18 protein-coding genes, 2 tRNA genes and 1 riboswitch are annotated in these 19,294 nt (G+C 43.5%); of the genes, 8 read left to right on the top strand and 12 right to left on the bottom strand.

What is annotated here, in order from left to right; translation table 11 throughout:
* On the top strand, nucleotides 1-264 hold a 264-nt coding region (locus A1232T_RS08555; RefSeq protein WP_077449028.1), incomplete at its 5' end, for a zinc ribbon domain-containing protein.
* On the opposite strand, the gene A1232T_RS08550 is transcribed toward A1232T_RS08555, so the two are convergent.
* From A1232T_RS08550 to A1232T_RS08540, 3 genes are all read right to left on the bottom strand, one after another.
* Nucleotides 238-630 (bottom strand): methyltransferase domain-containing protein, encoded by a 393-nt coding sequence (locus tag A1232T_RS08550; RefSeq protein ID WP_244152430.1) that lies wholly within the window; start codon nucleotides 628-630, stop codon nucleotides 238-240. The two genes, A1232T_RS08555 and A1232T_RS08550, sit on opposite strands and share 27 nt — an antisense overlap.
* An 85-nt stretch (nucleotides 631-715) precedes the next feature.
* A complete protein-coding gene (gene tenA, locus A1232T_RS08545; RefSeq protein ID WP_077449027.1) occupies nucleotides 716-1,363 on the bottom strand; it encodes a thiaminase II in 648 nt (215 codons plus the stop codon).
* 188 nt (nucleotides 1,364-1,551) lie between these two features.
* A riboswitch (TPP riboswitch) is annotated at nucleotides 1,552-1,670 on the bottom strand.
* Between the two features lie 220 nt (nucleotides 1,671-1,890).
* Complete coding sequence (locus A1232T_RS08540) at nucleotides 1,891-3,711, bottom strand: acyl-CoA dehydrogenase C-terminal domain-containing protein (protein WP_077449026.1); 1,821 nt, start codon at nucleotides 3,709-3,711, stop codon at nucleotides 1,891-1,893.
* A 611-nt stretch (nucleotides 3,712-4,322) separates the two neighbouring features.
* Here A1232T_RS08540 and A1232T_RS08535 point away from each other — a divergent pair.
* Nucleotides 4,323-5,426, top strand: a complete 1,104-nt coding sequence (locus A1232T_RS08535; protein ID WP_077449025.1) for an FUSC family protein — start codon at nucleotides 4,323-4,325, stop codon at nucleotides 5,424-5,426.
* Between the two features lie 33 nt (nucleotides 5,427-5,459).
* Here A1232T_RS08535 and aroE read toward each other — a convergent pair whose 3' ends face one another.
* On the bottom strand, nucleotides 5,460-6,293 hold the full coding sequence (aroE, locus tag A1232T_RS08530) for a shikimate dehydrogenase (RefSeq protein WP_077449024.1): 834 nt from the start codon (nucleotides 6,291-6,293) through the stop codon (nucleotides 5,460-5,462).
* Between the two features lie 404 nt (nucleotides 6,294-6,697).
* Here aroE and A1232T_RS08525 point away from each other — a divergent pair, with 404 nt between their 5' ends.
* Together A1232T_RS08525 and A1232T_RS08520 are read left to right on the top strand one after the other, a co-directional pair.
* Nucleotides 6,698-7,399 (top strand): hypothetical protein, encoded by a 702-nt coding sequence (locus tag A1232T_RS08525; RefSeq protein WP_077449023.1) that lies wholly within the window; start codon nucleotides 6,698-6,700, stop codon nucleotides 7,397-7,399.
* A 43-nt stretch (nucleotides 7,400-7,442) separates the two neighbouring features.
* Nucleotides 7,443-8,441: an aminotransferase class IV gene (locus tag A1232T_RS08520; protein WP_077449022.1), complete on the top strand. Its 999-nt coding sequence runs from the start codon at nucleotides 7,443-7,445 to the stop codon at nucleotides 8,439-8,441.
* On the opposite strand, the gene A1232T_RS08515 is transcribed toward A1232T_RS08520, so the two are convergent.
* Both A1232T_RS08515 and A1232T_RS08510 read right to left on the bottom strand, forming a co-directional pair.
* Nucleotides 8,372-8,593, bottom strand: a complete 222-nt coding sequence (locus A1232T_RS08515) for a DpnD/PcfM family protein (protein ID WP_077449021.1) — start codon at nucleotides 8,591-8,593, stop codon at nucleotides 8,372-8,374. The two genes, A1232T_RS08520 and A1232T_RS08515, sit on opposite strands and share 70 nt — an antisense overlap.
* 124 nt (nucleotides 8,594-8,717) lie before the next feature.
* Entirely contained in the window at nucleotides 8,718-9,482 is a 765-nt protein-coding gene (locus A1232T_RS08510; RefSeq protein ID WP_077449020.1) for a DpnI domain-containing protein, read from the bottom strand.
* A 138-nt stretch (nucleotides 9,483-9,620) separates the two neighbouring features.
* Here A1232T_RS08510 and mltG point away from each other — a divergent pair, with 138 nt between their 5' ends.
* Both mltG and tmk read left to right on the top strand, forming a co-directional pair.
* The gene (gene mltG / locus A1232T_RS08505) at nucleotides 9,621-10,802 is read left to right on the top strand and encodes an endolytic transglycosylase MltG (RefSeq protein WP_077449019.1); all 1,182 of its coding nucleotides are present in this window, start codon (nucleotides 9,621-9,623) and stop codon (nucleotides 10,800-10,802) included.
* Nucleotides 10,803-10,828: 26 nt separating this feature from the next.
* Nucleotides 10,829-11,467 (top strand): dTMP kinase, encoded by a 639-nt coding sequence (gene tmk / locus A1232T_RS08500; protein WP_077449018.1) that lies wholly within the window; start codon nucleotides 10,829-10,831, stop codon nucleotides 11,465-11,467.
* 101 nt (nucleotides 11,468-11,568) lie between these two features.
* Here the strand turns inward: tmk and A1232T_RS08495 are convergent, their stop codons facing one another.
* Nucleotides 11,569-13,839, bottom strand: coding sequence for a cation:proton antiporter (locus A1232T_RS08495; RefSeq protein WP_077449017.1), 2,271 nt, complete (start codon nucleotides 13,837-13,839; stop codon nucleotides 11,569-11,571).
* A 615-nt stretch (nucleotides 13,840-14,454) separates the two neighbouring features.
* Here A1232T_RS08495 and A1232T_RS08490 point away from each other — a divergent pair.
* The gene (locus A1232T_RS08490) at nucleotides 14,455-16,005 is read left to right on the top strand and encodes a Do family serine endopeptidase (RefSeq protein WP_095532753.1); all 1,551 of its coding nucleotides are present in this window, start codon (nucleotides 14,455-14,457) and stop codon (nucleotides 16,003-16,005) included.
* A gap of 225 nt (nucleotides 16,006-16,230) precedes the next feature.
* On the opposite strand, the gene A1232T_RS08485 is transcribed toward A1232T_RS08490, so the two are convergent.
* From A1232T_RS08485 to A1232T_RS08475, 3 genes are all read right to left on the bottom strand, one after another.
* Nucleotides 16,231-16,306 (bottom strand) — tRNA-Glu (locus A1232T_RS08485).
* 133 nt (nucleotides 16,307-16,439) lie between these two features.
* Nucleotides 16,440-16,515, bottom strand: a tRNA-Ala gene (locus A1232T_RS08480).
* 344 nt (nucleotides 16,516-16,859) lie between these two features.
* Nucleotides 16,860-17,747, bottom strand: coding sequence for a pirin family protein (locus A1232T_RS08475; protein WP_077449016.1), 888 nt, complete (start codon nucleotides 17,745-17,747; stop codon nucleotides 16,860-16,862).
* 237 nt (nucleotides 17,748-17,984) lie between these two features.
* Here A1232T_RS08475 and A1232T_RS08470 point away from each other — a divergent pair, with 237 nt between their 5' ends.
* Complete coding sequence (locus A1232T_RS08470) at nucleotides 17,985-18,491, top strand: YgjP-like metallopeptidase domain-containing protein (RefSeq protein ID WP_077449015.1); 507 nt, start codon at nucleotides 17,985-17,987, stop codon at nucleotides 18,489-18,491.
* Nucleotides 18,492-18,545: 54 nt separating this feature from the next.
* Here A1232T_RS08470 and A1232T_RS08465 read toward each other — a convergent pair whose 3' ends face one another.
* Nucleotides 18,546-18,860 (bottom strand): DsrE family protein, encoded by a 315-nt coding sequence (locus A1232T_RS08465; protein ID WP_279625892.1) that lies wholly within the window; start codon nucleotides 18,858-18,860, stop codon nucleotides 18,546-18,548.
* 43 nt (nucleotides 18,861-18,903) lie between these two features.
* Nucleotides 18,904-19,294 (bottom strand): RNA-guided endonuclease InsQ/TnpB family protein (locus tag A1232T_RS08460; RefSeq protein WP_143513972.1); only part of this gene is annotated, 391 nt, incomplete at its 5' end.

The following is a 19,294-nucleotide window of genomic DNA, read 5'->3' as shown; positions in this document are numbered from 1 at the left end:
TGGTTTGAGCTTAAACGACAACTGGAATATAAATGCAAGCATGCAGGTTGTCAGTTTGAGATGGTAAATGAGAGTTACACTACCCAGACCTGCTCGTGCTGCCATAAAATAAGTGACAGTAGTCCAAAAGGTAGAGTAGGTTTGCGAATAAGAGGATGGGCTTGTGCTGAGTGTGGCACATGGCATGATAGAGATATCAATGCTGCTAAGAATATCCTTGCGGTCGGGCTTGACCGTCTAGCTGTAGGAATCCCCTCGGTTTAGCGAGGGGAGGAGGTCAATGATACACAGTGCTAAGTCAGTGATATAGCTGACACTGCCGTTGAACATAATAATATCGAATTTATTAGGTTCAATTTCAGCCCCTTCTGCGGTATTGATATCTACGGTTAGCCCTCGTTTTTCAGCAATTTGAGCCATATCTTTTGAAGGCTTGATACCGTGTTTAATATGAATATCGTAGTCCTTGGCCAGTAGCATCTCAAACAGTCCACTGCCACAGCCCACAGATAAAATAGTGCTGTCTTTGTCCAAAAAGTGAGCAACTAGCTTTAACTCACTGAGCAGTAAATTCTCATTTTCCATAAACCAGCTGTCATACGCGTTGGCATGTTCATCAAATGCGGCCATTATTTTCTCCTTGTTTTAAGTGGCTTTATAAATAAATTATTTCAGTATATTGGGTGGCGGTAGGAATTAGATTAATTAAGAGTGATTAAGATAAATCTAGAGCCATCTGCCAGAAGTTAACCTCCATGCGAGAGGCTGTGTTAAATAGCTTTTGTAATTTTGGCTGTTGAGCGGGGCTCGCACCTGCGAATAACTCGTTAACAAAGGCTTCGTTTTGAGCGGTCACCTGTTGAAACTCTTCACTAGCGAAGACATCAATCCAAGGCTGATAGGGGTTATTATCAACGAACCCTTGTGCTTTAAGACGTTGGCCAATTTCTCCGTACCCCATTAAGCAGGGAGCAATGGCAGCATATAGCTCAATCAAAGAGCCGGACATTGCGGCATCTAATAAGTAGCGCGTGTAGGCAATGGTTGCGGGTGATTCTGGTGTATTCTCAACCTCCTCAAGCGGGATGTCCCATTGCTCACAAAACTCTAAATACATGCCAATTTCTAGATCAAGCATGGCGTTGATGCCGGCTTGGCCCACACGCATTTGAGCCAGAGTGTCACTCTTATAAACACTCAATGCCATGACTCGGGTGTAGTGAATGAGATACAGGTAATCTTGTTTTAGATAGTGCTGAAAGCTTTGTTTGGGCAAAGTTCCTGTTGCCAGCTGATTCACAAACTCGTGATGGATATAATCCTGCCAGGTGGGGCAGTTATCGCGTAGGGTTTGAAAGTCCATAATTCTCGCTTATATCAAAAATAGGTCATTAATAAGCCACGCAGTACAAAACGTAGCCGTTTATTAAAAGCCTAATGAGCAGTTGGACTGATATGATGGAAGCGAAGCACAGAATAAAAATAGGGCAACACTAAATACTATTAAGAGCTTGGGCTCTAATAGGTTAGGTGTATTCTGGGAGTGAGTTAACTAAGATCACGCTTGTTTCCTACGTCAGTACTAACTGCATCAGGTTCGCGGGTGTTTCTCAGCTAGGGCTAAACCACTAATCCTCTAGTATTTAGGCATAGCACCCCGACAAGGTTATTGGAATAATTAGATAAAGGCTAAGTGCTTTGTCTCAAGCTCTTTATCTATTGCTACTCTCTATCATAGGACAAGCCACTGTAGCAATGCAAGGAAATCAGGTTTTTACCAGTGATGAGGTAGGGTAATCGAGAGCAGTAAGCTAAATTTAGCCCACAAAAAAACCGCCCTAATATATAGAGCGGTTTTTTGTTTAATCTAGTGGCTAAATTGCGAGTAGATTAGTCTAGGAAAGCAAAGTGCTCAATGTCCATGTCAGTCATAGACGAGCTTGGCGCTACCATGCTCTCAGCGTGACCTGAAGTGCGTGGTAAAATCTTATCGAAGTAGAATTCAGCAGTTTGAATCTTAGCTTTGTAGAATTCTGGTGCTTCATTACCACCGTTTTCTAGCTTTTCATACGCTACTGCTGCCATACGTGCCCAGTGATAAGCCATCATTACGTAGCCTGAGTACATTAAGTAATCTACAGAAGCTGCTGAGATGATTTCACGGTCTTTACGTGCGCTTAGCATTAGACGAACAGTTAGGGTATTCCACTCAGCACATAGCTTAGTTAGAGCCCAAACGAATTTACGCATGTTTTTGTCTAAAGCGTAATCACCACACCACTTCATGATACCAGCAGTGTAGTCACGGATGATCTTACCTTTTGACTGTAAGATAACTTTACGGCCTAGTAAGTCTAGAGCCTGTACGCCAGTGGTACCTTCATAAAGAGTAGCAATACGAGCGTCACGAGCGATTAGCTCCATGCCCCACTCTTTGATGTAACCATGACCACCATAAATTTGCTGGCCTTCTTTCGCCGCTTCAATACCCAATTCAGTTAAGAAGCCTTTTAGGATAGGGGTATAGAAACCTAATTTGTCATCCCACTTTTCAAACTCTTCGTTGTTGCCTTCAGCAACGCCTTGAGCCATCTTGTCTGCGTAACGAGCAGCATGATAAATCATTGAGCGGCCGCCTTCAGCGAACGACTTCATGGTTAACAGCATGCGACGTACGTCAGCGTGGTTGATGATAGCATCAGCTACTTTCTCAGGCTCTTTAACGCCAGATAGAGTACGCATTGAACGACGTTCTTTGGCATAAGGTAGAGCGTTTTGGAAAGCAAGCTCACAGTGAGCAAGACCTTGGATACCCGTACCGATACGAGCAGTGTTCATGAAAGTGAACATAGCTTTTAGGCCACGATGTGGTTCGCCAATTAGGAAACCTTTTGCATCGTCAAAGTTTAGAACACAAGTCGCTGAAGAAGCGATACCCATTTTGTGCTCAATTGAACCACAGCTTACGCCGTTACGATCGCCAGCTTCACCTTCTTCGTTGATGTTGAACTTAGGTACGATGAATAGTGAAATACCACGAGTTCCTTCAGGCGCATCTGGAAGACGAGCTAGAACGATGTGGATAATGTTGTCAGTTAGGTCGTGTTCACCACTTGAGATGAAGATTTTTGTACCGTTTAGCTTATAGCTACCGTCTTCTTGTGGCACAGCTTTGGTTTTTACTTGACCTAAGTCAGTACCAGCTTGTGGCTCAGTTAGACACATAGTACCTGACCAAGTACCTTCAACTAGTTTTGGAAGGTAAGTGTCTTTTTGCTCATCAGTACCGTACTGTAGTAGGGTGTTGATACAGCCTGTAGTTAGACCTGGGTACATTGCCCATGGCCAGTTTGCCGTACCAATCATTTCTGATTTGATAAGGTTTAGTGACATTGGTAAGTTCATGCCGCCGTATTCTTCTGGGTAAGAAATACCTTGCCAGCCGCCTTCAACGAATTGGTCGTAAGCGTCTTTAAAGCCTTTTGGAGTGGTTACAACGCCATCTTCAAAGTGGCAACCTTCTGCGTCTGCAGGCTGATATAATGGGCTAATAACGTTTTCAGCAAAATCGGCCATACCTTGTAGAATCATATCTACAGTTTCTGGATCGGCATTCTCGCCATTGCTTAAATCTTTGAAATGCTTTTGGTAATCAAAAACGTCATTTAACAAGAACTTCATATCACGAAGTGGGGCTTTATAACTTAGCATAGTAGACTCTCTGTCATATAATAATAAATGTGTAACTGTTGCAAAGGTATTATCAACCCAGAGCAATGTGAATTGTATGAATAGCTAGCATCAATTTTAGTATAAGGTTATTTAATATAAAAACCTATTGTGCATAACTATTATTCATAGGTGAATGCTTGTTTCATAAAAATAAGTTTATATTCATTCAAAAAAAACCAGTCACGTTAGGATTGGCTGTTAGGTGAAATGCTTTATAAACCTAATACTTTATTAACTTAGTCTAACTTTTTAAACCAGCAGGTTTGCGCAGTACAGTCTGCTTTATTCACCACTGCTTTATTCATGAAGCATTTTCAGGCTTAGCTTTTCAGGTTTAAATAGCTATTGCAAAATAGTATGACCTTATATTATTAGCTTAAATCAGCAGTAGTGTTGTACTCCTGTTATCGAAATGTCAGCATAATATTTTTTTGGTGACACAGAGACGACTTTTCACCTTAACTATCCGCTGGTAATAAAACTATTCAGCCTTAATTTACTAATATCTTTGCCAATATCTTTGCTAATAAACAACCCCCTAACTCTTAGCTTATCCTTTTAAAAAATCACTCTGTGAGTAATTCTCTTTTATGATAAAACAGCGTTTAAAACAGCTTGCTAAAGACGAAGCCGACCATTTATTTACCCTAAAGCCTAAGGTTAGGCCGTGGTACGTTGGGGTCGTGGCTGCGCTGACCATTGCTTCCACTATATTTTTTGGGGCTTTGTTTGGTGAGCTTCCCACAGGGGTGCTGGCTTCTTTAGGCGCCATGATATTTCTTAATCAGCCTGCGTCAGGGAATGTGGGGCAACGTCAAAAGCTATTGTTTTTGCTAGGCATTGTGATGGTTAGCAGCTTTAGTTTGGGCTTGGTTGCTCATAATATCCCTATAATAAGGATGCCGCTGTTTGCCTTTATTTGCTTCTCGATGGTGATAATGGGGCGTTATTTACGACTGCTGCCCCCGGGAGGTATGTTTATTTTAACGGCTTCGGTCATTGCCATCTTTATGCCAGTGGGCTGGACGGAGATGCCTGCAAAAATCGCTGTGGTAGCAGCAGGGTCGCTTTATGCTTGGCTGGTCTCTTTGTTTTATAACTTATGGATTGTGCGCCCTGATTCGGAGCCGGTAGCCACTAATTATCGTTACGAGCCTGGACTGCTGACCGAGAGCATTATTGTCAGTGCCTTCGTGGTGTTAGCGCTGGAGGTCGCGCTATGGCTAGACATGCCTTACCCTTATTGGGTGCCCGTAAGTAGCTATATTATTATGCAGGGTATGCAGCTGCGCACCATGTGGATTAAGCAGTTACACCGGATTTTGGGGACAGCCATCGGGGTGGTGGTGGCTTGGTTTTTATTATCACTCTCGCTGTCAGAGATTGGCGTGGCTGTGGCCATATTTATGATGTTTGTCTGGATTGAGACCATTATCACCCGCCATTACGCCTTAGCAGTGATAATGATTACCCCGTTAACCATTTTTATTGCCGAATATGGAGGTGGAAGTCCTGAGTTATCCAGTGCCGCCTCAGGCGCTTATCAGGCAATTGTACAAGCCAGATTCTTAGATACCTTATTGGGCTGTGTCATAGCTCTACTTGGTGGGGTAGTGATGCACTCTACTTGGTTAAGAAAGCCTCTGGTAACACTAGAGGCTAAGCTGTTTAAAAAATACGCTTCAAGCAATTAACCCGCTATGGCCCCTATTAATATGAGGGACTAATTACTGACTACCTAGAAGTAAGCTAGGGTCAACGCTTGCGCCTGTCCATTTCTCAAAGCTAAGAGCCGCCTGGCCTATCAGCATGCCATAACCTTCTGATACTTGAGCGCCTTGCTGCTGGAAATGGGTCAAAAATGGCAACTCTTTGCCATACATCATGTCATAAGTATAGTGGCAACTTAGCTCGCTATCTAGCGGCAGTTTATCACCTGATAGGCCAATAGAGGTGGCATTAATAATCACATCATAGTGCCCAGTCAGAGCCTCAATAGCAGAGCTTGTCGGCGCTAGGTTATCAATCACAGGACTGGCAGCACGCAACTGATCAATCAAATCTTCAGCCTTACTGAGCGTACGGTTGGCAATGGTCAGCTCGCTAATACCCGCCTCAATTAAAGGCAACACCACACCACGGGAAGCACCGCCTGCACCGAGTATCGCCACCTTGGCACCTTGTAATGGCCAGCCCAATTGCAATAAGTGATTGACCAAACCTTGTCCATCGGTGTTGTCTCCAAACAGCTTGCCATCTTTGAGTAGTAGGGTATTGACCGCACCGGCCACCTGAGCATGTGCAGAAAGCCCCCCTTGCTCGGCACACAGCTGATAAGCGACTTGTTTAAAAGGCACCGTCACGTTAGCCCCCACACCGCCACCATTAAAAAAAGCCTCGACCACCGCGCTAAAGCTGGCCGCATCATCTGGGCAGTACTGACGGTTATACTCAATCTGTAACTGAGTTTGCTTAGCAAACTGTTGATGAATCTCAGGAGACTTACTGTGGGCAATAGGGTTGCCGATAACGATAAAGTGCTGTAGCGTAGACTGACTCATAGACGGCTCTGCAGGTTATTCATTGTCTAAGGTAGACAAAGGCGTGAATGGGACTTAAAACCCTTAAGCTTGGCTAAATTAGCGTGAGCTTGGATAGGTTTCTGCGATAGTAGTTACTTATAATTTAGTACAAAAAGCAGAGTATAACAAACCCACTATGCTACGGAGAGTAGTCTGTAAGGTTTCAACTTAGCTTCATGCTTTTTCCACTATGCAATAGCTAGTGATTTGGATAAACTACACACTGGTTTTTAGATAAGCTATAGCGGCTCCAGTAGGGTGATTAAATATTGAGCCCTTTACTGGTTTACAGGTGATAAGATATAGGCTTCATTGTGAAGTCCTTATTGAAGAGTTGCCCAAATAGGTAACGACCCAAAACATAAGTATAAAGGTGTGCGTGAATGATTTTCAGCAAGTCCCAAAACTTTAGCCAACCATTTACTACAGGCTCAATGCTCTCGAAGATAAGTGCTATAGGTTTAGCTGCTTGTTTATTGGTCACCGGCTGTACTAAGGCTGACCAAAATGCGACGCCTGTCGAAGGGGCTTCAGAAGAACCATCTTCAAAACAGGCGCTGTCAGAGAATGACGCGATAGCCAGCCATGAGGCAGATAGCCGTATCGATTCTAATGTCCAAAAGAAGCCGGAAGGTAAACCCGTCAGCTATGATGTGCAAAACTGGAAAGCTGTCCCTAATCAGGACTTAAGCTTAGAGGATGTGGATACCTTAAAGCGCCAGTTCGGTAAAGTTACGGTTACTGATAATAAAAGCTTAGATTACGCCAGTAATATAGCCGTAAAATACCGCTTTATGTCAGGCGATCAGCCTTATCTTGATATCATTGACTCTCAAGATTATGTAGAACTTGGTTGGTATTATGCCAATCCTAATGACTCAGATAAAGAAAAGAAAGTGAGCATCAATCATGCCCAAAAAGTCTATCAGGTAATGACTGGACTAATGGGAGATGAGGGCAGTGAATTGGTCCAAAAAATCCTATCTGGGAAAATTATTAAAAATAAAGAAATCAACGGTACAAAGGTAGAGCTGGCAAAATGTGAGTTCTATAGCTGTATGATTATTATGAATAAAAAAGGCTAATAGCTGGCCAAAGTTAAATTAATTGTCCATTAAGGAAAGGGTTATGTCTCATGCCATGACGTGGTATCAACTCAGCGATACAGGCATGAGCGCCCTCACACAATCTTCTTCCTCTGCTAACTCTTTCCCCTCCCAAACCAATCTGATAGCGCCTAACCTTAGAGCGTTGACCTATGGTGACGGCTTCTTTAGCACTATGGGGGTGCATAACTCCCAGCTATTGTGGCTGTCCTATCATCAGGCTCGCATCATGGGTCATTGCCAAGCATTACAGTTAACAATTTCAGCTAGCATTGAGCAGCAGCTTTGGACTGAAATCAGCCAGCTTGTAGCCTCTATTAATGATGGGGTTATTAAAGTTATCGTCTCTCGTCCTACCCAAAGCTTACGTGGTTATGCTTATTCAACCCAGGCTCAGGATAATGAGGCTTTAATTTGGCTAGGGGTAATGAAGACGGCGCCCATAGCTCAGCATGCGGCTCAGTTTTTGAGTTCTGATTCAGATGGCTCTGAGTCATTAGGACAGAAAGTATTACAGCAGCCGCCTATTTTGGCCAAGTGTTTGCAGTCACAGCTTGCTAGCTTCCCTGAGCCTTTGGCCGGTCTAAAAACGCTAAATCGCCTTGATGGGGTGATAATAGCAGGCGAGTTACAGCGTCATAAGCAGCATATCCCTGAGCTTGCTGAAGGCTTGGTAGCAGATATGGGCGGTAATTGGGTGGAAGGGGTTATGAGTAACTTCTTTTATCGATTAAAGACAGCGTCTTCTGCTGAGCAGAAAGAAGCTATTTCTGATATCTGGTACACCCCACCAATTGAGCAGTCGGGGGTACGCGGGGTTATGCGTCAGGTCATTATTGATCAGTTAGCAAAGCTTGGCACGCCTGTCCAAGAGCGTTATTTACGCAAAGAAGATTTAAGCCAGCTTGAAGCCCTGTTCTTTTGTAATGCGGTGCGTGGGGTGGTTCCAGTTCAGCAACTGCTGTTTGATGATGAGGTTTTATCGTTGTCCTTACAGCCTTTTACTACGAAATCGGTATGACTATAATCTTCACTGCCTAACACCACTTGCTCATCTCTATATATTTCTTGTGCTTTAATCAAAGCCTGCTCTTCATCATCTGCTTCTATTGTTACGATTTTGGATAAAGTTTCGATAATTTCTATTGAGACTATCTGCTTTTTTGCTATCAATGTCTTTTCCTTATCAAAAAAACGTTATTTATCACGCCCATCTAGGGCTGTTTTTTGATTATAGGCTTCTATAACATTGATTTTGATCGTCTTTAGTAAAAATCAAAGCATACCAAAAATGAAGTCAGTCTAATTTACGATAACGGCCATTTCCTAGAAACTCAATTAACCCTTGGTCACGCAGTATTTGTAATTGTTGGCGTATTTTTGCTTCGATATTACTATTTTCGGGATAAACAGTTTTTAGGTAGTCCCTAAAGCCATAAACCTCGCTTAGGGTGAATCTTCCAGGTAATTGGTCTACACATCTCATGACCTCTAACGTCCATCCTCGGTTAGCTACCCTTTTTTCACGTAAAAATGTGCTTCTACGAAATTGTTCTGTAACGCGATTTATGGCGATAGGCTGTTGGTCTTTAACTAAAAAAACTTTACCCAGCTCGGGTATTTTGTTTAGATTAATATTACAGCCTACCCAGCCCGCTCTTCTTGCGGTAATAGGCAAGGGAGGGCGTTTGATAATAATATCTGGGGTAAAAAAGTGCTTAGGAATGATTAAGAAGTTATTGATGATTAACTGTTGTGAATAAGTGAGAAAAAAGAAGTTTGGGTTATCCTTGCTGTTGATACGCTCAATCATGGTGCTGTATGCACCGTCATTAATTATTGTACTTAATCTAGCCTTTTTACTTTTTAGCTCATACTGCTCATGACATTTTGAACAATAAAAATCAGCCACAGGCCTATTATTATCAAATTCTGATAAAGGAGTGTGACCGCAGCTAGGGCAGTACCCATTATGACTTACCCAGTCTTCACTAAGAACCCGGATTATTTGACTGGGCGACTTATAACCTTGAGCTAGACCTTGATTAAATTTTAAATCCATTATCAACTCCAAAACCAACTCAATCGCTATAAAATTGCTCTTAAAAATACAAGGCAAAACAGCCTAGATATTTATTCGCCATTGAATATCCGAGCATACAGTGCTAAATTCTAGCAAACATTTTCCTCGTGAGTGGCTATGAGCGATTCGAATTCAAAAAATCCCAGCAACAACCCAAATAACCAGACGACTACTGAGGCTGAAACTGTACAGCCAACGGACGTTTCTTTGGTGTGCGATGACCCCTCTCGTCATAAAAAACAGCCCCAAAAACCTACCTCAAAACGCGGATATCAGTTGCTACTGGTATTTGGCTTAATCCTGCTATTTTTATTGGCTATGGCTTATCAAACCTTGTTTGGTCACTCCAAGCAAGAAGCCGGTGAATTGGTCGTCGAAGAAGGTCAGAGCTACTATGGCTTTCTGCCGCAATTTCAGCGCGATGTTCCCATGTTCTCTGCCAGCTTAGCCAAGTTCTATATCAAATCAACAGTCGATGCGCCGCTACATGCCGGTACTTATGAAGTGCCAGCTAATGCCAGCTTTAAGCAGCTTATGGATGCTTTTAAGGAAGGTCAAAAAGTAGACATGGTTTCGATTCAGATTATCGAGGGCAAAACAGCAGCTGACTTATATAAAGTGATTGCCAATGCAGAAGGGGTGGAGTTAGAAGTACTAGAGTCTAACGGTAAGCCGAAAGCCAACTTTAAGCAGCTACTGGGTATTGATGCGTTCACGCCAGAAGGTGAGTTCGTTAGCAATTTAGAAGGTTGGTTCACGCCAGATACTTATCACTATGCCAGAGGCGTAACCGATAAGCAGATACTTAATGACCTGTATAAGCGTCAACAACAAGCTTTAGATGAAGCTTGGGAGAATCGTGCTGCGGATCTGCCTTACAAGACCCCTTACGAAGCACTAATTATGGCTTCTATTATCGAAAAAGAGACCAGTGTTGCAAGTGAGCGTGAGCTGGTATCGGCAGTATTTGTTAACCGCTTAAACATTGGTATGCGTCTTCAGACAGACCCAACCATTATCTATGGCATGGGCGAGCGTTACGATGGTAATATTCGTCGTACCGATATCAATGAGAAGACCGCTTATAACACTTATCAAATCGATGGCTTGCCACCAACGCCAATTGCACTGCCTTCTCGTGAATCAATCGAGGCTGCCATGCATCCAGCCGATACTGATGTGCTGTACTTCGTGGCTACCGGTACTGGTGGGCATAAGTTTACTAAGACTTTAGCGGATCATAACCGAGCGGTACAAGAGTATCTAAAAGTCATGCGTGAAAAGAAGAACAGCCAATAACCCATAACTAAAGAGAATTGAGTCTTATGTCGCAGACAGCCACTGAAGCTAAATTTATCAGCTTTGAAGGTACTGAAGGGGTGGGGAAAACCACAGCCATCAATAGCCTATGCCAACGTCTCACTGATGCGGGTATCGACTATGTACGGACTCGAGAGCCAGGAGGAAGCCCCTTTGCTGAGCAGCTGCGTGAGCTGCTGTTAGACACAAAGACGGACATCAATGATGACACCGAGATGCTATTGATGTTCGCGGCTCGTAGTGATCATTTGGCAAAAGTTATCTTGCCAGCGCTTGAGGCAGGCAAGTGGGTGGTGTGTGATCGCTTTGTGGACTCTACTGTGGCCTATCAGGGTTATGGCAGGGGCTTGGGTGATGCAGCCATGCTGAACAAGATTGAGGGCTTAATTAATCAGTTTGTACCTCGTCTGCCTGACCTAACCTTATGGCTAGATTTACCCGTTGAGGAGGGCATGCAAAGAGCAGGGAAGCGTAGTGCTGCAGACCGCTTTGAGCAACAGAAAATGGCTTTTTTTGAAAGGGTATATCAAGGATTTAGTCAGCAGCATCAAGCTCACCCACAACGTATCCATCGCATTGATGCTAAAGGTGAGGTAGAGGACGTGGCTGCTAGAATTTGGCAGGCAGTAAGTCCGCAGCTATAGCCGCTACGGATATAGCCGATAATGGACAAATAAATGGCTAAATAAATAAAAAAAGAGCAGCTCACTGGGCTGCTCTTTTTTTGTATCAAAGTTATTGTTATCTAAGGCGATTTGTCCGAGCTACTTTTGGCTTGAGTGTCGGGCAGGCGCTGAGGATCTAATGAGCCATCCGCCTGTCTTGGGGCTTGAGAGTTCCCATTGTCTTGAGACTGCAGGGTCTTCACTGAGGCAGCCTTACTACTTTTATTACCAGAAGCCTTGCTTGTGGCACTGCTGCTATCAGAGTGCTTTTGCAGCTTTTGTTCAAGCTTAGTGGCCAGCTCTGCCTCTAATTGAGTGGCAGGTACAGTCGCTGACGGTTTGTCCTCACTGCTGCTATCTAATTGCTGCTGACTGTCTTTGTCTTGGGTATCAGCTTTAGGAGAGGGCTGCTCAGCGGGATTTGACTCAGTCTTATCAAGCGCAGAGCTGTCTGCCCCTTCAGTGATGGTCTTCTCTTTACGCTTCTCAGGCAACTTTGAGGTGGCCTCAAACTGCAAGTTAGCCAAAGCACGAGCTTGCTTTTGCTTCTCGGTGACATCGACCTCTTTTGGCTGTACTTCATCTTCAATAACCAAAGCTACCAGCTTATGATCACGAGGAATCTCATTATCAAAGCTATCCGTAATCACGTGCAAATGACCTTCTTTATCAATCGTAAATAAAGGCACAAATTGCTTATTATCAGCTCGATATTGTGTGTAGCTATAGCTATCAGTAATGTTGGTAATCTTTACTCGAGCCTTCTTCGACAGCATACTGGCCATCTTAGTGTAGGTCACGTCTTTACCAAATAACCAACGCGAGTTAAAGCCTGAACGCTTGCTCTCTCTTTCGGTTTTTGACTTATCTTCAGTGAACTTTAAGCGATAAATTTTTTGTTCGCCAAACTCATGACGATAGTGCAGCTCTGATAAGGTGTTCATCTCCTTATCGGTACTCATCGCAAACAGATGTCCAATCCCAATCAAGTCCAAGTGACGCTCAGCATGGTCAGAGATGGGGTTACCAAAATAGGTGCGTAATCCAGCCATACGGGCTTTGGCGATATTGGTGTAGTTGTTATGCGCTACTACCACATCGAAGCCTTGGTCTTGTAGTGCAGCTGCGACCATAAGTGCCACAGGGTTGGAGCCAACAATTAAGACGCCATTGCTGGCAGGCTCACGCACGCCAAGCATATTGCCCACCATTTTGGCACCTAAGCCTTGAATCAATACTGTGCCAATAATGACCATAAACACTAGGGGAACTAACAGCTCAACCCCTTGGATATCATACTCTTGCAGACGAATGGCAAATAAGGAAGAAATGGCAGCAGCAACGATACCTCGAGGTCCAATCCAGCTAATCATCATCTTTTCAGACGTTTTTAGATTGGAGCCCATAGAAGAGACCCAGACTGACAAAGGACGCGCCACAAACATAACAATGGCCAACAGCACCAAACCTTGGAAGCCAACGCTCAATAAGCTGTCTAACTCCACCCGAGCCGCTAGGACAATAAATAGCACTGAGATTAACAGTACAGTTAACGACTCATTAAATTCCAGGATTTGCTCACGTGGGAAGTCCTTCCAGTTGGCTAAAGCAACCCCCATCACTGTCACGGCCAATAGGCCAGATTCATGCTCTAAATGGTTGGATAAAGAGAACAAGAGCAGCACGAAGGCTAGGGTGAAAACGTTGTGCAAAAATTCAGGAATCATGTGGCGTTTGATTAAATTGGCCAGTACAAACGCACCAAACATACCAATGGCCGTGGCAATAATCACAATCTCGGCAAACAGGAAGATACTATTAGCCTCACCACCTGAGATGATGTATTCGTACACCAATACCACGGCGATGGCGCCCACAGGGTCAATAATAATCCCTTCCCATTTTAAAATGTTAGAAATGGTCTTATTGGGCCGGACACTACGTAGCAGCGGCATGATAACGGTAGGGCCGGTGACACAGACTAACGAGCCAAATAGCAGCGCAATCAGCGGGTCGACATCGAATAATAAGTAAGTGGATAGAGCAACCACAGCGATGGTAATCAGTACGCCGACTGACACCAACATCTGGACCACTTTGCCGTGTTGCTTAATCTCCTCAAACTCTAAGGTAAGTGAGCCTTCAAATAAAATGATGGCCACACCCAAAGAGATGAAAGGGAACAGTAAGTCTCCAATGACCGCATCCGGGTCGAAGTAGCCCATTATCGGGCCAACAAAAATACCAATAAGTAATAAAAATAAAATTGACGGCTGTTTTAAATACCAAGCCAGCCACTGCGCAGCAATGCCTAGCCCAACCACGCCAGATAATAATAAGGCGGTATCCATAAAAAATCCTTGAGTATGCAGTGTCCAATCCCAGTTACGCAGTCAGCATTCACTAAATCCTGCGGGTATAAATAATAGTAAATAGGGAAAGGTAAATAGACACTGTAAAAAAGCCTAGTAGTTTATTACTAGACTTTGCTAATGCAGGGCTTGCCATAAACTGATGGGCTTAAATTAAGCCATTATTTATAGCAGCCAACCTCTATGAGCGCTATTGTTTTGATAGTCCTAAACCAAATAAGAGTGGCAGACAATAAGCCATCTATTGGGGGACTGTTGACACCCTGAGTAAAAGAAACTAGGGTAAAGTAAATTTATGATATCACGAAACAAAGTAACAGATGGGATACAATCGTCCAAAGATGCTGTAATTTTTGGACTTAGTTACCAAATTAAAAAGCAATTGCAATTCGAGCGATGCGTACTTGTGCTATAAGTTCCTAGCGTATCCCATAAAAACGCCTTATCATGACTACAGATTTTTATTAGTGATTATTTATTAGTGATTATAATTAACGGCTGTGGCTGTAAGGTTGGCATTAGTGTTGGTATGGCCCATGAACGGACTGAGGTCAACCTATTGTTTAATACAGACCCTCCAGGAGAATTACAATAATGAACAGTGCCTCACAGACAGACAATCCTCGTACTACTGAAGAAGTCATTTCCAAAAGACAAGATAGGGCAGTTAATGCCTTAAACCCGCCTTCTATTAGCCAGAAGTTAACCAAAGTTCAGCAAGCACTAAAAGCTGTTAGTGCCAGCTCAGTGTTAGCGGTTAGCTCTGCCTTAACCGCAGGGGCTTTGGTAGCGACAGCAGCGACGCCTTCAGTGGCCCAAGCAGCTGTGGTTGCCTCTGACTTCTCAGACCTGGTAGAACAAGTCACCCCAGGTGTGGCGCGAGTTAACGTGGTCACTAAGGTGAGTGAAGAGGAGTTGGCTAAGGCTCAAACCGTTGAGCTATTGCGTCAGTTCTTCGGGGACAGAATTCGTATTCCAGGGGCTCAAACCCCAGCCATTGAATATAACTATGGGACTGGTTTTTTTGTGAGTTCAGATGGGTATCTGCTAACCAACCATCACGTGATTGCTGGTGCAGATAAAATCACAGTCACTCTAAATGACCGCACTGAATTAGACGCAACTTTAGTGGGTAGTGATGAGCGCTCGGATGTGGCGGTATTAAAAGTCAAAGCCATGCCGGGTAAGTCTTATCCTGCTTTGCCCACAGGGGACTCAAATGGGGTAAGAGTGGGTGAGCCGGTACTGGCTATTGGTTCTCCTTTTGGTTTTGACTACTCAGCCTCTGCCGGTATTGTCAGTGCCAAATCTCGTAATTTCTCGCGTGATATCAGTGTGCCCTTTATCCAGTCGGATGTGGCGCTAAACCCTGGTAACTCTGGCGGTCCTCTATTTAATCGCAATGGTCAAGTGATTGGTATTAACTCGCGTATCTTTAGTGGTACCGGCGGTTATATGGGATTGTCTTTCTCTATTCCTATTAATGAAGCCTTGGATATTTACCAGCAGCTAAAACAAACAGGTAGCGTCTCTCGTGCTTATATGGGTATCTTCCCGCAAGATATTGACCGTAACTTAGCAGAAGCGTACGGTCTAAGTAAGCCGCAAGGGGCGTTATTGATTAAAGTCACTCCGAAGTCTCCGGCAGCTGCGGCAGGATTACAAGCAGGAGATATCATCACCCAATATAACGGTAAGATGATTTTAGAATCCTCTGACCTACTGAATATTATTAACCGCAGTAAGCCAGGCGATGCCTTTAATGCTGTGGTATTACGCAAAGGCAAGCAGCTTAATGTCAGAGGCAAATTATCAGCAGCCCCTGATGAAGTGGCTCCCGATACTGTGGTAACCAAATCCAATAACAGTCAGATTCGCCTGGGACTACGTATACAGGCCTTACCTCGTGAAAGCTTGGCTCAGTTAGGCGGAGAAGGGGTATTGGTCACAGAGGTTGATCCAACCGGGCTTGCCGCTCGTGCTGGTATAAAGCCTGGAGATGTGATTACCAACTTACATCAGAAGTCGATTAGCAGTATTGAGGACTTCCAAAAAGCCCTGCGTCAGCTTCCAGAGGAAGGCGTGGTAACCATTGAGGTCATTCGCCAGGGTATCCCAGCAATTATCGGTCTACGTCTGGACTAAAGTTAACCGTTAGTTTTTAACTTTGATTCCATAGCCCTCAAAACCAAAGAGCGACGCACTGAAAAACACGAGCGTCGCTTTTTTATTGGCTATATTTGTAGAAGATAAAGCTCTAATAAGGCAAATATGAATATAACAGGCATAAAAAAACCTCCAATCGCTCTGATTGGAGGTTTAGTGCTTATCTCTTAGTAAATAATAACCCTAAGGATAAGCTCGAATAGGTGGTATCCCGTAGGGGATTCGAACCCCTGTTACCGCCGTGAAAGGGCGGGGTCCTAGGCCTCTAGACGAACGGGACACAAGATCATGTAAACATGAAATAGTTTTACAACGTAAGGTGCTAATTAAAGCGTTGCCTAGGTGCTTACGTTGGTGCCGCTGAATGGTCATTATATACTAGGTATATGCTGATTATCAACTAATCTTAAATTTGGTGGAGCTAAACGGAGTCGAACCGTTGACCCCTTGCATGCCATGCAAGTGCTCTACCAACTGAGCTATAGCCCCTCTCTAAGAGTGGGCGTATTGTATGCAAGTAATTAACTCTTGTCAACACTTTTTTTCAATTATTTTAAAATTATTTCAAAAAAGAGGCTTTTTACAGCAAAAACAGCGTTTTATACCTGCCATCCCATAAGATGTGGCGGCATTATATGTCAAAATGAGTGGTCTGAAAAGCCCTATAATGAAAAATAATGCTATTTTTTTAACTTTTTTTGAATTTAACGGGATTTGGTAATAAATTGAGTGGGTAAAAGGCTAATTATCTTAAATGAGCTAACAGCAAATAACAAAAAAGCTGGCCAAATTTATTTGACCAGCTTCTTAGTAAATCAGTAATTCTCTATGGGTTACTGAGCACCTTCTCCAAAGCGACCTTCTTGGAAGTCAGTCACTGCTTGGATAATCTCTTGCTGTGAGTTCATTACAAATGGGCCATATTGAACGATAGGCTCATTTAACGGGCGACCAGTGACCAAGATAACTTTGGTGTCTTCGCTTCCGGCTTCAAGGATAATGCCGTCAGCATTTGGGTCATTCTTTAAGATGGCCATGTTTTTGACAGGCACTTGTTTGCCTTCAATGCTGGCGCTACCGCGGTAGACAAACACAAATGCGTTGTGGTTGGCTGGAATCTTGTGGCTAAAGCTGGCACCTGCGGGCAGATGAATATCAAGGTAGGTTGGCTCAGTCATTTCACGAGTTACCGCACCTTCTACACCGTTAGATTCACCGGCAATTACTGTCACTTGAGTGCCGTTTTCGGTCACAAACTTCGGTAAGTCAGCATCCTGGAAGTCTTTATACCAAGGATCATTCATTTTATCTTTGGCCGGTAGGTTCAACCAAAGCTGAAAACCTTCCATCTCGCCATCTTCTTGCTCAGGCAGCTCAGAGTGAATCACACCTTTAGCCGCAGTCATCCACTGCACGCCGCCATTATCAAGTAAGCCTTCGTTACCGGCGCTGTCTTTGTGACGCATACGACCAGTGATCATATAAGTTACGGTCTCAAAGCCACGGTGAGGGTGGTTTGGGAAGCCGGCGATATAATCATCGGGATCATCACTTTTAAAGTTGTCTAGCATCAAGTAAGGGTCAAGACGGTGCTGCAATTGATGAGTTAGCACGCGAGTTAATTTAACGCCTGCCCCATCTTGGGTGTCTACACCAGCATAAAGCTGTTCAACTTGACGAGGTTGAGTAAGGGTCACATCATTTTTAATAGGGCTAGTCATTGTTTTTCTCCTGATGTCTGATATGCCTTGTATTTGACATCTAATACTATAAAATTCAAGGCGTGGCAGTGTGGTGTGTTTGTTAACTGCCTATTATTTATTGTTAATTTATAATAACCATGGAATGAAGTAAATTAATTATTACTTATTAAATGATTTCCTTTTTTAAAATTACATCTAAAACAATTAATCAAAATTCATAACCCTTGTTATAACTCAATAGGAAGAGAGCCGCCGGTGACTCCGTTAAAATACATCTCGCATTACCCTGAACAGCTACAAAGCCAAGTGAGAGCTTTGATAGCCCAAGATAAGCTTGGCGATTATCTACAGCAGAAATATCCTGATCGCCACGAAATCCAAAGTGATAAGGCGCTATATCAGTATGTTACTGAGCTAAAAAATCTTTATATGCGCAATGTCGGCACCTTATCGCAGGTGAGTTATAACAGTAAGCTGAGTGTGCTAAAAAATGCACTCGGTATTCATACCCATCAGTCGAGGGTGCAGGGCAGTAAGCTTAAATCGCACAATAGCATTACCGTAGCCAGTGTCTTTAAAGAGGCACCGCTAGCCTTTTTGCAAATGATAGTGGTGCATGAGCTGGCACACTTTAAGCAAAGCGATCACAACAAAGCCTTTTATCAGTTGTGCTGTCATATGCAGCCTGAATATCATCAAGTAGAGCTGGATATGAGGCTTTGGCTGTTGTGGCGAGATTTAGAAAACAAAAAAAAGGGCTAAATCTTTAAAATTTAGCCCTTCTTATAGGATAAAACTTACTGTATTTATTATCGATTAAGACAGTTGAAGCGAGCCTTTAGCGCCCATCATTAAATCAACCACATCATCGCCATTAATAACCTCAAAACGGGGATCAATCTCTGATTCTTTGATGCCGTTATGCTCCATGCAAGCGCCGCATACTAAGACGTTTCCGCCTTGTTCAATAAACTTCTCTAGCAAGTCTTTTGCAGGCTTAAAGGGTGCTCCAATATCTACACTGTCTAGTGCATTGGGCTTGGCAAGTTTAACGGCATCTATAAATAAGATGACACTTGCTGAATGGCCTTTCTCTAAAGCTTTAACGGCCATGGTTAAGCCAACGGTAATTTTACTTGGATTGCTGGTATCGTCGATTGACTTCCTCCCCTCGCTAAACCGAGGGGATTCCTACAGCTAGACGGTCAAGCCCGACCGCAAGGATGTTCTTAGCAGCATTGATATCTCTATCATGCCATGTGCCACACTCAGCACAAGCCCATCCTCTTATTCGCAAACCTGCTCTACCTCTCGGGCTACTGTCACTTATTTTGTGGCAGCACGAGCAGGTCTGGGTAGTGTAACTCTCATTTACGATCTCAAAACGACAACCTGCATGCTTGCATTTGTATTCCAGTTGTCGTTTAAGTTCAAACCAACCTGCATCGTATGTCGATTTAGCGAGCTTGGTTTTTTTAGTTGTAAATGAGCGTGATTTAACATCACCTACCACAATTAAGCTGTTATCTTTAACAAGCTTGGTGGTGAATTTATGAATTAAGTCT

It is taken from the genome of Psychrobacter pasteurii, assembly GCF_900162815.1.
Taxonomy (GTDB): domain Bacteria; phylum Pseudomonadota; class Gammaproteobacteria; order Pseudomonadales; family Moraxellaceae; genus Psychrobacter; species Psychrobacter pasteurii.
This window is presented reverse-complemented; position numbering and strand designations above follow the sequence as displayed.

Excerpts from the sequence above, each read along its gene's own strand:
- A1232T_RS08550 (WP_244152430.1), bottom strand. The coding sequence starts at position 630 with ATGGCCGCATTTGATGAACATGCCAACGCGTATGACAGCTGGTTTATG.
- tenA (WP_077449027.1), bottom strand. The coding sequence starts at position 1,363 with ATGGACTTTCAAACCCTACGCGATAACTGCCCCACCTGGCAGGATTAT.
- A1232T_RS08540 (WP_077449026.1), bottom strand. The coding sequence starts at position 3,711 with ATGCTAAGTTATAAAGCCCCACTTCGTGATATGAAGTTCTTGTTAAAT.
- A1232T_RS08535 (WP_077449025.1), top strand. The coding sequence starts at position 4,323 with ATGATAAAACAGCGTTTAAAACAGCTTGCTAAAGACGAAGCCGACCAT.
- aroE (WP_077449024.1), bottom strand. The coding sequence starts at position 6,293 with ATGAGTCAGTCTACGCTACAGCACTTTATCGTTATCGGCAACCCTATT.
- A1232T_RS08525 (WP_077449023.1), top strand. The coding sequence starts at position 6,698 with ATGATTTTCAGCAAGTCCCAAAACTTTAGCCAACCATTTACTACAGGC.
- A1232T_RS08520 (WP_077449022.1), top strand. The coding sequence starts at position 7,443 with ATGTCTCATGCCATGACGTGGTATCAACTCAGCGATACAGGCATGAGC.
- A1232T_RS08510 (WP_077449020.1), bottom strand. The coding sequence starts at position 9,482 with ATGGATTTAAAATTTAATCAAGGTCTAGCTCAAGGTTATAAGTCGCCC.
- mltG (WP_077449019.1), top strand. The coding sequence starts at position 9,621 with ATGAGCGATTCGAATTCAAAAAATCCCAGCAACAACCCAAATAACCAG.
- tmk (WP_077449018.1), top strand. The coding sequence starts at position 10,829 with ATGTCGCAGACAGCCACTGAAGCTAAATTTATCAGCTTTGAAGGTACT.
- A1232T_RS08495 (WP_077449017.1), bottom strand. The coding sequence starts at position 13,839 with ATGGATACCGCCTTATTATTATCTGGCGTGGTTGGGCTAGGCATTGCT.
- A1232T_RS08490 (WP_095532753.1), top strand. The coding sequence starts at position 14,455 with ATGAACAGTGCCTCACAGACAGACAATCCTCGTACTACTGAAGAAGTC.
- A1232T_RS08475 (WP_077449016.1), bottom strand. The coding sequence starts at position 17,747 with ATGACTAGCCCTATTAAAAATGATGTGACCCTTACTCAACCTCGTCAA.